This window comes from Providencia sp. Me31A (assembly GCF_050487165.1).
GTDB lineage: Bacteria > Pseudomonadota > Gammaproteobacteria > Enterobacterales > Enterobacteriaceae > Providencia.
This window is the reverse complement of record NZ_JBKQGZ010000020.1, coordinates 21,631-35,624: the sequence shown is the minus strand read 5'-3', so window position 1 is coordinate 35,624 and position 13,994 is coordinate 21,631. Positions and strand designations below refer to the sequence as shown.

Below are 13,994 nucleotides of genomic sequence, written 5' to 3'. Positions count from 1 at the left end.
TCTATTTCCCTATTTTTCAATGGGCAGTGAGATGATATCAATTGTGGGTGATGTTGAGTTATAGACCCGTGTTGTGTAAGCAATCCATAAAGTCGGTATAGATGGCTATGAATTCGACTATAAAAGTGGACGATAAATGAGTCAATTACAGAGCATCATTTTTAGCATAATTTAGTTTAAAGTTGTAAAGAATATTTTGATTTGCGAATTTATGATGCGTTTAACTCCCTTTAAGTGAGCTGAGTCATATAGCCCATATATCAGCTTAATTAAGTTTGCTGATTATTTTTTAATCACACATGTGCTTTGTTAAAAGTTATTTCTTTAATATCAATGTATTATTGTTAGAGCTGATATTGAATATCGGGTTTAGATATCTTTAATCTGTCTTATTCATATTTTACTTAGTTTTATAGGTTTAATAAACTTTCGATTTACCATTCGATTATTATGTAAAAAGAGTTATAGTAGTAATTAATCAATAAGTTAATCAGTCATAATATGATAGGTGCGTTATCTTGAGCTTAATTAAAAAATATCGCCATATTATCAGCGTTAGTTTGCTATCCTTATTGTTAGTGGGATGCAACCAAGGTCATTCACCATTATTTCCGATGTTAGGTGCTTATTTCCCTTATTGGATGCTATGTGTCTTAATTGGATTGATAGGCGCTATATTATTGCGTGTTTTTCTCATTTATTTAGAAATTGATGATAAATTACCTTTTCCTCTAATATTTTACTTTGGTGTCTTATTATCAATCTCTATTACAGTATCCTTACTTTATTTTTCTCATTAAATTATGAATATAAAAAATAAGAAAAAGATAGCTACCATTATCTCAATCGGCGTATTTGTTGCCTTATTACTATTGCTATGGAAAAGCTTGCAATCATCAATACTGAATCCACTAAGTGAAGATGCAGTGATTGAGGCCAATAAAATCAATATTTCCTCTGTCGTGCCGGGACGGATAAGCCAGTTTTATATTAAAGAAAATCAGGAAGTTAAAAAAGGGCAACGGTTATTTACTATTGACCCTACTATGTATGCTTTACGGGTGAGTCAAGCGAAAGCCGAGTTACTCGTTGCAGAAGCGGCGTTAAGTAATAAGAAAAGGGTTATTGTTGCCGAAACATCAAATTCTGAAGTTGCTGAAGAGCAAATAAAACGTGCACAAGTTAACCTTGCCCTTGCAACTCAGTCATTAAAACGTTTAGAGCCATTGTTAGCAAAAGGTTTTGTCACCGCACAACAAGTTGATGATGCAAGAACCTTAAAACGTGATGCAGAAGTCAGTTTAAAACAAGCTCAAAAGCAAAATGTGGCATCTGATGCATTAATTAATAACACTAAATCTGAAGAAGCACTGGTTGAGTCACTAAAATTATCACTAGCGATGGCGGAGTGGGAATTAGGGAACACGGAAATTACCGCGCCGAGCAACGGGTATATTGTTGGGCTAACAATGTCTGCTGGGGAGTTTGTGCTTTCAGGGCAATCCGTTTTTACATTAATTGATACAGATACATGGTTTGCATCTGCTTACTTTAAAGAAACAGAGTTAGATAATATCCAGATGGGGAGTTGCGCAGTCGTTTATTCAATGATTAATAATAAGCAACCCATTAAAGGCAAAGTACAAGGTATTGGTTGGGGAGTCATGTCTACCGATTTGCTAAATATACCGCGAGACTTACCATACGTACCTAAGTCTTTAAATTGGGTACGTGTTGAGCAACGTTTTCCTGTGAGGGTGGTTTTAGAAAATCCCCCGAAAAACCTGATGCGGATAGGTGCCACCGCGACTGTTAATATTGTATCTCAAGATGATGACTGCTAAAACTTTACTGGTCGTGCGACAAATAAAGCAAGATTTGTTGCCATTTAAGTTTCGTTTCGCAACAACATGGCGCATTGCCTTTTTATGTGCATTAATGGCTGGTGTTGCTATGTTATACGAAATTCCAGAATCGGCGATTAGCTGCTACCTAATTATCTACCTTGTCAAAGCGAATGCAATTGAAAACATTTTATTATGTGTTGGCGTAATGGTGCTATGCAGTATCGCAGTTTGTGTGATCTTTATATTATTTAACTTAACGATTCAAAATGTGATGTTGCGTTTTTTCTTTATGGTCCTTTTTTCAGGGCTGTTTATGTATTTGTCCTCAGCTAGTAGCCTTGGTGACATCGGTAACTTAATTGCTCTCGTTATCGCATTTTTAATGACCTTGATTGATGATGTTCCTTTTGCCGATGCGGCGACAAGAGGGATTTTATACGCACTACTAATGGCCGTATCTCCCATGTTATTAGTGATTATTTTTAATTACTTCTTTGGGATTAGCCCGCAAAAGATATTAATGAATAAGTTAGCTGAACGTTTTGAGACGGCAAACCAGTTCTTTTTAGGGAAAATACCGCATTCAATTAAAATCAGTGAGGCTTTGAGTACTCAGGGTGAATGTAAGCGGAATCTACTGCTCATTAAGCTCTTTTTTCTTAAAGGGAAAAAGGATATTCAGTGGCTAGATAGCATGATTGATAATTCCTATGAAATATTGATTATGTCCTTAAATTTACCCGATGCTACCTCAGAAGAAACTCGCTTATTGCTCGCGGAAAAATGCCAATATATTGCACATTGTTTAGCAAACAACCAAATTGAATCGTTGGAAACGCTAAGAAACGAAAAAAATAGCCACCGAGATGGCCAGAAAATACTGGCTGACTTTCAAAATATTCTATTTAAGAATAAAGTGAATAATGACCCTAAAGTCAAAAATCCCTTTTTTGTTAAAGACGCATTTACGAATCCAAACCATAAATATTTCGCCATTAAAACAACGTGTGCTGCACTAATATGTTACATTTTTTATGACTATTTTAAATGGCAAGGTATCCACACAGCGATGATCACTTGCTATGTCGTTGCCTTAACTTCTGTCGGTGAAACAGTGCATAAGCTGACACTGCGTATTATAGGGTGTTTAATTGGTGCATTAATCGGGATTATTTCTCTTCTGTATATCATCCCTCATTTATCCGATATTTTTAGCCTAATGGTACTCGTTTTTTTCTGTATTTTGCCGGCCGCATGGGTAGCAGCAGGTAATGAACGTATATCTTATGCGGGCGTTCAAGTAGGACTGGCATTCTTGTTAACGGTTCTTCATGGTTTTAAACCGAGCTATGATATGGATGTTGCCTCCGATAGGATACTTGGCATCTTATTAGGTAACATAGTGATGTTCATTATGTTTACTAAAGTATGGCCTGTCTCCATCATGGCTGCGGTTAACTCACAAATTAGAACTATTCTAGATAGTTATGCCGCTTTTAAATTAAAATCTTATACTAATAATGTCGAGGCTCTCAGCTTAGTTGCAGCAATCAATGAGGGCGTCATCAAAATAAAAGATGACATTAATTTATTAATGTTCGAACCTCAATTTAAAGATAAGAACGGGGCTTTAACCCATTTCTTTAATCAATTTTTAACACAAGTTTCGGTGGATAGTTACCAACATTATCCGTCTGAATTTATTTCTTCAAATCATCAAGATAATTTTGATGTTAATACAAACTCGAAATCTGCCAGTGATTTGAAATATGACATATTAGATGCAATACCTTCAAATTTATCGGCTCAAGAAAAAGAGCAAGTCATTCAAGAAATAATGAGTGAGAAGTAATGACAATGACCCAATCAATGAGAAACGAAAAAAAACGATATATACTCATCTCGATACTCAGTATTTTTCTTGCCGGTTGTGTCGATACAAGCCGTTCCTTTATGGGAAATGTGCAGCAGCCCTTACAATATGAGGCGGACGCATATATCTCTTCCCCTGAAGAAAATTTATATGCGGAACATAATGAACCGATTAAAGATCAATATAACTTAGCAAGTCTTATCGATGTGGCACAAAAAAATAATCCTGAAACGCGTATTGCATGGGAGCTTGCTAAAAAAGCCGCAACTAATGTGGGAATGGTTGAAAGTACTTATTTACCCGTTATAACTGCAACAGCGCTAAGCGGTTATCAACGGGGGACAGTCAAGTTACCGCATAATGATTTAGTGGATAAAATTGATGTTTCTGACCATGTTTTCATTCCAGCTGTGACCTTCCAATGGTTATTGTTTGATTTTGGCCAACGAGGAGCACTCGCTGATGCGGCCAAACATGCATCTTTAGCTTCTGATCTTAACTTCAATTTACTTCACCAAAAAATTATTCATGATGTGACTATTGCCTATTATGCCTATGGCGCAGCACAGAAAAAAACCAAAATAACCCATGAAGCTTTAGAGCGTAGCCAACGTATATTGTATGCAGTCGAGCAAAAGAAAGCTCGCGGGCTAGCAACGGTGCTCGATGTCGCATTAGCGAAACAACAGGTCTCACAATTAGAATTTCAAAACGTATTAGCGATGGGAAAAGAGAGGGATCAATACCAATTATTACTCTCAGCCATTGGTATGTCCCCACTTAAAACGATTAATATTCAATATAATGATAATGAAGTTCTTCCTGATAACATCGCGCCATTGACTCATGAAAGGATTAGAAACGCATTAGCTCAACGCCCTGATGTCCTCGCTAATTACGAACTGACATTATCCGCGATGAACACCACGCGATCGGTCGAATCTGACTATTTTCCTAAAGTTTATTTAGCAGGAGCCGTCGCGGGGGGGAACAACAGCTTAGATGTACAAGGATTACCCGGTATCAACCAGAGCTCATCATCTTCAAACATTCTAATCGGTGTCAGTATTCCGCTTTATGAAGGGGGAGTCAGGCAAGCACGGATGAAGAATGCTCAATCCGATATTCTGATTGCCCAAGAGAATTTGCGAAAAAGCCAAGAAGTGGCGATTCGTGAGATGAGCTTAACTGAAAATGCACTAAAATCGGCGATTGAGGCCAATAAAGCGGCGAAGAATTTAGTTGAAACAACCCAATTAAGTTATACCGCCAGTGTTGATTTTTATAAAAATGGTTTAGGAACGGTGACTGAAATCAATACCGCAGAAATTGCATTACTAACCGCCGAGCTTGCTTATATTGATTCTTATACCAGTTCAGTGATTGCTGCTGTGGATTTAGCCTTTGCATTAGGTGATATTGAGAATGCGTTACCAAGGTATGAAGGTACTTCGATTAAATAGCCAATAGGGCTTATAACATGGCAGAAAATAATCGAATATGTATTATCTTCTGCCATTATAACTTGAATTAAGAAATATTCAGTTTTTGGAATACAGGCTTTTCTTCACCGCTAAATTGACTCATTGAATATTGGTTATAGTTCATTTCACCATATCCCCGAATATACATAACACCATTAGATAAATCAGATAAGCAGGTCCAAACAGTATATTCAGAAAGTACGTTATTCGCTGTTCCTTCACCTTCACCCATATTACCGATTGAAATATTTTTAGTACGATCAAAATTATTCATGATATGTGCTAGCGTAGTCATAGCTTCTTTTGCATTATCCCCTTTGGGTGCATAGGTGCTATAAAAAACAGCTCGAATGAAGCGTCCAACAGAAGTATCTGATGAAGGAAGATTTGATGTCGCGATACCACTATCAGGTTGGGTAACACGAATATTGCCCAGGTTGTTGGTAGACACATCAAGGTTTGATAACTGACTATAGTTGTTTAGGTTTTTTAAATGCCATTGAAAATCAGGGCCATTAGTCATGACGCGAGTAGGATTATCAAAAACCTGTAATTTTCCATTTACTGACTCAACAATAATGCTACCGCCTTGTTTATCATAAAAGGCATAGTGGAATGGTGATGTTAAATTTCTAAAATTAACGAGAGTTGGAGACCAAAAATACCCATCTTCAATCGCTTTTTTAACTTCATTGACATGGGAAAAAAGGGATAAAGCCCATTCACCTAATGAGGTAACAGGCAATGATTGGTCATAATTTTCTGGGTTAATCGGTACAAGCTCTGCATCAGAGATCATATTCGCACTAAAGGCAAGTCCCGCACTATTTAGCCCTTGGAACATATTATGGTTATCGCCATCAAAATAAACTTCGGTCGTTATGCCAAGAATATTGAATTTAGATATGTAACTGATCCCATTTTCCCCGTTTGGGGCTTTTTTCTGAAAAAAAGTATTTGTAGGATAATACGTTATCCAAGAGGGTAGATTTTCTGTTAATTCTAATGTTCGCCCTTGGTAAATATTATTGTGGCTATCTGTTATTGATAAGCTTGTACACATATTATTATCCTCTTATAGAGATGGTGGCTAATAGAACATTGTTGAATATTTAAGCAAAAATTTTTAATGTCATAATACCTTTAATAATGGCATAAATTCTTGCTGCTGAAAAATAGTCCGATAGTGAAGCTTGAACATTAGAATTGAAAATGTAGATCTTATGCACTTAATGGTATTGAGGTAGCTTTAAATTATATAATAATACAAGTAATTATAATAAGGTCAGTAATAATTAATTTAGGGACATAAACTAAGGATTTTCATGGAATACCAATTCAAATCATACAGTAAAGGTAGCAAGAAAAAATCATTACCGACTTACATTTTTATTATCCTTTACGTCTCTTGCATAGCTTATTTAGCATTTTCGCTTCATTTAGGCGATAGTATTGTGTTATTTGAATGGTTTCCTAAATGGACGATTATTATTGTTTTTGCCATTCTTACAGGGATTATTGGGGGAATATGGCACCCTTTTTTTCGCCCATCAAAGTATGTAATCATTGATTATTTTTGGGGCGGCTTCCTTGGCCTTATGCTCATTATTCCAACATTTAATGTGCTTACTTATTTATCATTAGACCAAACAATTCAATACCAAACAGAATATGACATTGTATCACCAGGGCCTCCGCGTATTAAATCCCCTCGATGTGAATATGGTATACGGTTAAAAGAAATCTATACGGGGCAGTGGGTTTCATTTTGCATTAGTGAGCCAAAATCGAAAACCAAGGAAAATACGGGAACCGTATGGGTTACAACAAAAACGGGCTCTATCGGCGCATACATTGTTGATTACCAGTTTTCTCCATATAAGCCTGAACAATAAATATTAGGCTATATAGGTTGATATAATTTTAGCGTTAGCTACTCAAAACCACCTGATTTTATGCGATAATCTTTGCCAAACCTATTTTATATACATTATCGGCAGTTAGCGTAAAAATAACCAACGCGAATTCAGTGTTCTTCGATAATAATGGATAAGAAAAGAGAATCTATCGACATGGCTAAATCACCTGCGAAAAAAAACACCAAAGGCAAAGGTTTTGAAGAAACCCTTTGGGATACTGCTAATCAACTGCGTGGTAGCGTTGAATCCTCCGAATATAAACATGTCGTGCTTAGTTTGGTGTTCCTGAAATTTATCAGTGATAAATTCGAAGCCAAACGCAGCCAATTAATCAAGAATGGTCAGGAAGCCTTTGTTGATATGGATGTTTTTTATCAACAAGATAACGTTTTCTTTTTGCCGCAAGTCTCCCGTTGGTCTTATGTGCAAGAGCGTGCGAAACAAGATGATATCGCCGTTATCATTGATACTGCGTTATCCACCATCGAAAAAAGCAACGCATCCCTCACAGGCGCATTACCGGATAACTATTTTTCTCGCCAAGGGCTTGAGCCGAAAAGGCTCGCTTCACTGATCGACAGCATTGAAAATATCAACACTCTTGCGACCGAATGTGGAGTAGGGGAAGAAGATCTGGTTGGTCGAGTCTATGAGTACTTTTTAGGGCGCTTTGCCGCCAGTGAAGGTAAAGGCGGGGGCGAATTCTATACCCCGAAATCAGTCGTTACCCTACTTGCTGAAATGCTTGAACCCTACCAAGGTAAAGTGTATGACCCGTGCTGCGGCTCGGGCGGTATGTTTGTGCAATCGTTGAAATTTGTGGAAAGCCACCAAGGGAAAAGCAAAGATATTGCGATTTATGGGCAGGAACTGACCAGCACCACCTATAAATTGGCAAAAATGAACTTGGCGGTAAGGGGGCTAACGGGCAACTTAGGGGAACGCCCAGCGGATACTTTTTTTGCCGACCAACACCCTGATTTGAAAGCTGATTTTATTATGGCGAATCCGCCGTTTAACTTAAAAGATTGGCGTAATGAAGCCGAGCTTACCAGCGACCCACGTTTTGCCGGTTTTCGAACACCACCGACAGGCAACGCCAACTATGCGTGGATCTTGCATATGTTGTCTAAGCTCAGTGAAGATGGTGTTGCGGGGTTTGTGTTAGCCAATGGTTCGATGAGTTCGAATACCAGCGGTGAGGGGGAAATTCGCCAAAAACTCATCGAAGATGACCGTATTGAGTGCATGATTGCACTGCCCGGTCAGTTATTTTTTACCACGCAAATCCCCGTTTGTCTGTGGTTTATCAGCAAAAGCAAACACGCCAGTGCCAAATATGGTTATCGGGATCGCCAAGGGGAAACCTTGTTTATCGATGCCCGTAACCTCGGCACGATGATCAGCCGTACCCAAAAAGAGCTCACAGCGGAGGATATCGCCACTATCGCCGATACGTTCCATGCATGGCGCAGTAGCGAAAGCGAACTGAAACGCCGTGTTGATAAGAAAGAGATTGGGATTGAGCAGTATCAGGATAGGGCGGGTTTTTGTAAAGTCGCCTCCCTTGACGATATCAAGGCCAATGATTTTGTATTAACGCCGGGGCGCTATGTGGGCGCTGCGGAGGTCGAAGATGACGGTGTGGCGTTTGAAACCAAGATGCAGGAATTGACCCAAACCCTTTATCGCCAGATGGATGAAGCCGCAGAGTTGGATAAAGCGATTCGTAAAAATATGGAGGCGTTGGGTTATGGGGAATGAACAATTGGTGACTATGAAGTTAATCGATTTATGTGAGCTAATAATTGATTGCCCGCACTCAACTCCGAAATGGACTGATTCTGGTTATATTGTTCTGCGTAATCAAAATATCAGAAATGGTTCGCTGGACTTATCGTCTCCAAGTTTCACTGATGAAAACGGGTATAAAAGCAGAATAAAGCGAGCAGAGCCTAAAGCCGGTGATCTTGTTCTCACTCGTGAGGCTCCTATGGGAGAGGTTTGCCTTATTCCTAAAGGTTTAAAATGTTGTTTAGGGCAGAGACAGGTTTTATTGAGACCTAAAACAGAAGTATCTGGAGAATATCTGTTCTGGGCACTGCAATCTCCTTTTGTTCAGCATCAAGTATCATGGAATGAAGGAACTGGTACAACTGTCAGTAATATTCGAATACCAGTATTAAAAGCTTTTGAGATTCCACGTTGGTTTCAGCATGAGTCAATGATAGCGTCGCATTTGAGTGCGATTAGAAACAAAATTGATCTCAACCGCCAAATCAACCAAACCTTAGAACAAATGGCGAAAACCTTATTTAAATCATGGTTTGTGGATTTTGACCCTGTGATTGATAACGCACTCGATGCCGGTTTTTTTGAGCAGGATTTAGCCTTCTCCGATGAATTACTGCGTCGGGTTGAAATACGTAAAGCGGTGCGTGAACGTGATGATTTTAAAGAGTTACCAGACGATATTCGTCAGTTATTTCCTGATTCTTTTGAAGAGTGTGCAGAGCCTGCATTGGGGCTTGGGGGATGGATTCCAACATCTTGGACTCTCTCAAATGTTGGTGCCGAGTTTGACGTTACGATGGGGCAATCTCCTCCAAGTTCAACATATAATGAAATAGGAATTGGACTACCTTTTTTTCAAGGTAAAACAGATTTCGGTTTCAGGTTTCCAACGAATCGGGTTTATTGTACTGCTCCAAAGCGTATGGCAAATAAGAATGACACATTAATTAGTGTTCGGGCTCCTGTTGGTGATATTAATCTTGCGGCTGAAGATTGTGCAATTGGGAGAGGGATAGCTGCTGCGAGACATAAATCAGGATGCATATCTTTTACTTATTACTCGATGAATAGCTTATCTAAATACTTTGAGGTATTTGAAGGTGAGGGAACTGTTTTTGGTAGTATCAATCAAAAAGATTTTAAAGCGCTTTTATTTATAAAATATCCTTTTGAATTAATTAATAAATTTGATTTTTTTTGTTCGGAATGGGATAAACGAATAGATGTTCAATCCATAGAAAATATAGTTTTAACCAAACTCCGCGACACGCTTCTCCCTAAACTGATCTCCGGCGAGTTGTCTTTGAGTGATATAAAAATAGACAACCCAGAAGAAACCTTAATCTAATTTATTCGACCGCTTCACATTTTTTCGATTATGGGGCGGTTTTTGTTATCGAATCAATTAAACTAGCTTAATTAAAAACGCGATAAAACAAATTTTAAAACGAATAAGAAGCCACCGACATGAGCCACATTTTCACTGAAGCCAAACTGGAACAGGCAATAATTAGTCTGCTAGGACAACATGCAAACAATGCAGGGCAAATCTGTTACCCGCATTATATTGGCAATACTATCCCGCGCAGTGACAACAGTGAAGTGTTGATAGTGGATGACTTACGCCAGTACCTTGCAAGGCAATATCAAGCCGATGGCATCACCGACGGAGAAATCACCACGATTGTACAGCAATTGCAATCTCTTCCTGCCAGTGACCTCTACCAAAGCAACAAAACCTTTTGCCATTGGCTCAGTAACGGCTTCTTACTCAAGCGCGAAGACCGCAACCAAAAAGACCTGTATATCGAACTGCTCGATACCCAGACCCTGCCAAATCAATTAGCGAAATTATTTGCAGGGGAAGTCGAGCTATCTGTGGCAGATAATAACCGCTACCGGTTAGTGAACCAGTTAGAAATCGAAGGCCAAGCGCGAGACGGTGGGGTACAACTGCGCATCCCTGATGCCATTTTATATGTCAATGGGTTCCCGCTGGTGGTGTTTGAATTTAAATCAGCGGTACGTGGAGAAGAGGCAACCCTATTTGATGCATGGACACAACTGTGTGTACGCTATCGCCGCGATATCCCTAAGCTGTTTGTTTATAACGCCCTGTGTATTCTTAGTGATGGTGTGAATAACAAAATGGGCAACTTATTTGCCCCTTATGAATTCTATTATGCATGGCGTAAAGTCAGCGGTAACGAGTCAACGGAAAAACAAGGTATCAATGGCCTGTACACCTTAATTGAAGGGCTATTTCATCCATCGCGTTTATTGGATGTGCTGAAAAACTTTATTTTCTTCCCTGATACCAGTAAATATGAAGTGAAAGTATGCTGCCGTTACCCGCAGTATTATGCGGCTCGTAAGTTGTATTACAACATCGAAAAAGCGCGTAAGCAGATCACCGCAGGTGGTGAAAATATCGGCGGTAGTGGTAAAGGGGGCACCTACTTTGGTGCGACAGGCTGTGGTAAAAGCTACACCATGCAGTTTTTAGCGCGTCTATTGATGAAAAGTGTCGACTTTGCCAGCCCAACAATTATTTTAATTACCGACCGTACCGATCTTGATGAACAACTCGCAAAACAGTTTTGCAACGCAAAATCCTTTATTGGCGATGAAATTATTGTGCCTGTCACCAGCCGCCAAGATTTACGTGATAAACTCGCAGGGCGTGCCAGTGGCGGGGTATTCCTCACCACCATTCATAAATTTACCGAAGATATTCAACTGCTTTCTGAACGCAGCAATATTATCTGTATCTCGGATGAAGCTCACCGCAGCCAAATCAACCTCGACCAAAAAATCACTATCAACCAAGAAGACGGTACGGTTAAAAAGAGCTACGGCTTTGCCAAATATCTGCATGACTCACTGCCGAATGCCACTTATGTAGGCTTTACAGGGACGCCTATCGACGCCACCTTAGATGTCTTTGGTGAAACCATCGATAGCTACACCATGACCGAATCGGTGAATGATGAGATCACAGTACGCATTGTGTATGAAGGGCGTGCGGCTAAAATCGCCCTTGATAACAGCAAATTAGAAGAAATCGAGCGCTATTATCAAGAATGTGAAGCCCGAGGCACTAGCGAATATCAAATAGAAGAAAGCAAAAAAGCCACGGCGAATATGAACTCTATTTTGGGCGATCCTGACCGTATTGACGCGCTAGCGAAAGATTTTGCGCAGCATTATGAAAAGCGCGTGGAAGAGGGCTCGACGATTAAAGGCAAAGCGATGGTGGTTTGCGCCAGCCGTGAAATTGCCTATGCCTTTTATCAGAGCCTCAAATTACAACGGCCGGAGTGGTTTGACGCGAAACAGGCAATCGACGGCGTCGAACTCACTGAGCAAGAGAAAAGCGAGTTAATGCGCCTGCCGATGGTCAACATGGTGATGACCCGTGGGAAAGATGACCATGAGGCCATGTACAACTTACTGGGAACGAAAGACTATCGTAGAGAGTTAGATAAACAGTTTAAAAACCCGAAATCCAACTTCAAAATCGCTATCGTGGTGGATATGTGGTTGACCGGTTTTGACGTGCCAGAGTTGGATACCATTTACATCGACAAGCCATTGCAAAAGCATAATCTTATTCAAACCATATCCCGAGTGAATCGCCGTTTCGAGGAAAAAGAAAAGGGGCTGGTTGTTGACTATATCGGTATTAAAAGCCGCATGAATATGGCGCTGGCGATGTATTCAAAAGCCGATAAGTCTAACTTTGAAGATATACAGCAGTCTATCGTTGAGGTTCGTAATCACCTCAATTTACTTTCACAAGTATTCCATAAATTTGATAGCCGTGGTTACTTTTCAGGTTCGCCAACGCTGCAATTAGACTGCCTTAATCAGGCGGCTGAGTTTGTCCTGCAAACTAAGAAAGTTGAACTGCGTTTTATGGGCTTAGTAAAGCGGTTAAAAGCCGCTTATGATGTTTGCGTGGGCAGTGAAGATATCACCCAAGATGAACGAGAGCACATCCATTTTTATCTCGCGGTACGTTCTATCGTCTACAAATTAACCAAAGGCGATGCACCCGACACGGCGCAGATGAACCAAAAAGTACGCGAGATGATAGCCGAAGCGCTTAAAGCGGAAGGCGTGGAAGAGATTTTCACATTAGGCGATGACAAAGCGGAAACCATCGATATTTTTGATGATGAATATATGGCGCGCATCAATAAAATCAAACTGCCGAATACCAAAATGCAACTGCTGCAAAAGATGCTCCAAAAAGCCATTAGTGATTTTCAAAAGGTCAATCAGCTGCAAGGGATTAACTTCTCCAAGCGCTTTCAAGCATTAGTCGAACAATATAACCAACGCAAAGAGAATGATGTGCTCAATGGTGAAGAGTTCGACGATTTTACTGCACAAATGGCGGATATGATTTATGACATCAAGGCAGAAATGATGTCGTTTGAGGACATTGGCATCGATATGGAAGAAAAAGCCTTCCTCGATATTTTGTTGCATATGTGCCAGAAATACGATTTCACTTATGATGATGACAAAATGTTGGCGCTTGCTAAGGATATGAAGCTTATTGTCGATGACAGCACACAATATCCTGACTGGAGCAATCGAGAAGATATTAAAGCGAAGCTGAAAGTCGATCTGATTTTATTATTACACCGTTATGGTTTCCCACCAGTGGCGAATGACGAGGTCTATAAAAGTGTGTTAGAACAAGCCGAGAACTTTAAAAAATATCAGTTGGGCTGATTGGTAATAGTATACGTATCTTAAATTACTTCATTTTATAAAAAACTAACGATGAGCTACACTTTGGGTTAAAGTGTGGCTCATCGTGTTTTTTTAAGATTTATATTTCAATTAACTGGTATTTAGTACAATGATTTAACCATTAACTAACAAAGCAAGAAAAAATTCGACAGATTAAATGTAATTGCGAGTATTCATTTAAAAATTAGGTTGTTAGGAATGAAAATAAAAGAAAAATATCTCAAAGAAAGAAATTAACCATAAAAATTAATATATCAATTTTTTTTGATTAATATGTTAATAGCTAGGATGAGCTATGCTAATTTAAATT

General features: G+C 39.3%; 9 protein-coding genes. 8 read left to right on the top strand and 1 reads right to left on the bottom strand.

Going from position 1 to position 13,994, the window contains the following annotated elements; genetic code table 11:
* Positions 1–518 precede the first annotated feature (518 nt).
* The 4 genes from ACLPIE_RS16425 to ACLPIE_RS16410 are packed head-to-tail and all read left to right on the top strand — an operon-like array spanning position 519 to position 5,183.
* Entirely contained in the window at positions 519–800 is a 282-nt protein-coding gene (locus tag ACLPIE_RS16425; protein WP_430262791.1) for a YtcA family lipoprotein, read from the top strand.
* Between the two features lie 3 nt (positions 801–803).
* Positions 804–1,844 carry a multidrug transporter subunit MdtN gene (gene mdtN / locus ACLPIE_RS16420; RefSeq protein ID WP_430262790.1) on the top strand — a complete coding sequence of 347 codons (1,041 nt, stop codon included), beginning with the start codon at positions 804–806 and terminating at the stop codon, positions 1,842–1,844.
* The gene (locus ACLPIE_RS16415; RefSeq protein ID WP_430262789.1) at positions 1,831–3,699 is read left to right on the top strand and encodes an FUSC family protein; all 1,869 of its coding nucleotides are present in this window, start codon (positions 1,831–1,833) and stop codon (positions 3,697–3,699) included. The genes mdtN and ACLPIE_RS16415 overlap by 14 nt, the downstream gene beginning before the upstream one ends.
* Before the next feature lie 5 nt (positions 3,700–3,704).
* Complete coding sequence (locus ACLPIE_RS16410) at positions 3,705–5,183, top strand: TolC family protein (protein WP_430262788.1); 1,479 nt, start codon at positions 3,705–3,707, stop codon at positions 5,181–5,183.
* A gap of 67 nt (positions 5,184–5,250) precedes the next feature.
* Here the strand turns inward: ACLPIE_RS16410 and ACLPIE_RS16405 are convergent, their stop codons facing one another.
* Entirely contained in the window at positions 5,251–6,267 is a 1,017-nt protein-coding gene (locus ACLPIE_RS16405; RefSeq protein ID WP_430262787.1) for a linear amide C-N hydrolase, read from the bottom strand.
* A gap of 262 nt (positions 6,268–6,529) precedes the next feature.
* Between ACLPIE_RS16405 and ACLPIE_RS16400 the strand changes: the two genes are divergently transcribed.
* From ACLPIE_RS16400 to ACLPIE_RS16385, 4 genes are all read left to right on the top strand, one after another.
* Positions 6,530–7,099, top strand: coding sequence for a hypothetical protein (locus tag ACLPIE_RS16400; protein ID WP_430262786.1), 570 nt, complete (start codon positions 6,530–6,532; stop codon positions 7,097–7,099).
* 177 nt (positions 7,100–7,276) lie between these two features.
* Positions 7,277–8,887: a type I restriction-modification system subunit M gene (locus ACLPIE_RS16395; RefSeq protein WP_430262851.1), complete on the top strand. Its 1,611-nt coding sequence runs from the start codon at positions 7,277–7,279 to the stop codon at positions 8,885–8,887.
* Positions 8,877–10,265 (top strand): restriction endonuclease subunit S, encoded by a 1,389-nt coding sequence (locus ACLPIE_RS16390; protein ID WP_430262785.1) that lies wholly within the window; start codon positions 8,877–8,879, stop codon positions 10,263–10,265. The genes ACLPIE_RS16395 and ACLPIE_RS16390 overlap by 11 nt, the downstream gene beginning before the upstream one ends.
* Positions 10,266–10,384: 119 nt before the next feature.
* On the top strand, positions 10,385–13,663 hold the full coding sequence (locus ACLPIE_RS16385; protein ID WP_430262784.1) for a type I restriction endonuclease subunit R: 3,279 nt from the start codon (positions 10,385–10,387) through the stop codon (positions 13,661–13,663).
* Positions 13,664–13,994 lie beyond the last annotated feature (331 nt).

Bases quoted from the DNA above. Each gene is read 5' to 3' on its own strand.
- ACLPIE_RS16395 (WP_430262851.1), top strand. From the start codon at position 7,277: ATGGCTAAATCACCTGCGAAAAAAAACACCAAAGGCAAAGGTTTTGAA.
- ACLPIE_RS16390 (WP_430262785.1), top strand. From the start codon at position 8,877: ATGGGGAATGAACAATTGGTGACTATGAAGTTAATCGATTTATGTGAG.
- mdtN (WP_430262790.1), top strand. From the start codon at position 804: ATGAATATAAAAAATAAGAAAAAGATAGCTACCATTATCTCAATCGGC.
- ACLPIE_RS16415 (WP_430262789.1), top strand. From the start codon at position 1,831: ATGATGACTGCTAAAACTTTACTGGTCGTGCGACAAATAAAGCAAGAT.
- ACLPIE_RS16410 (WP_430262788.1), top strand. From the start codon at position 3,705: ATGACCCAATCAATGAGAAACGAAAAAAAACGATATATACTCATCTCG.
- ACLPIE_RS16385 (WP_430262784.1), top strand. From the start codon at position 10,385: ATGAGCCACATTTTCACTGAAGCCAAACTGGAACAGGCAATAATTAGT.
- ACLPIE_RS16405 (WP_430262787.1), bottom strand. From the start codon at position 6,267: ATGTGTACAAGCTTATCAATAACAGATAGCCACAATAATATTTACCAA.
- ACLPIE_RS16400 (WP_430262786.1), top strand. From the start codon at position 6,530: ATGGAATACCAATTCAAATCATACAGTAAAGGTAGCAAGAAAAAATCA.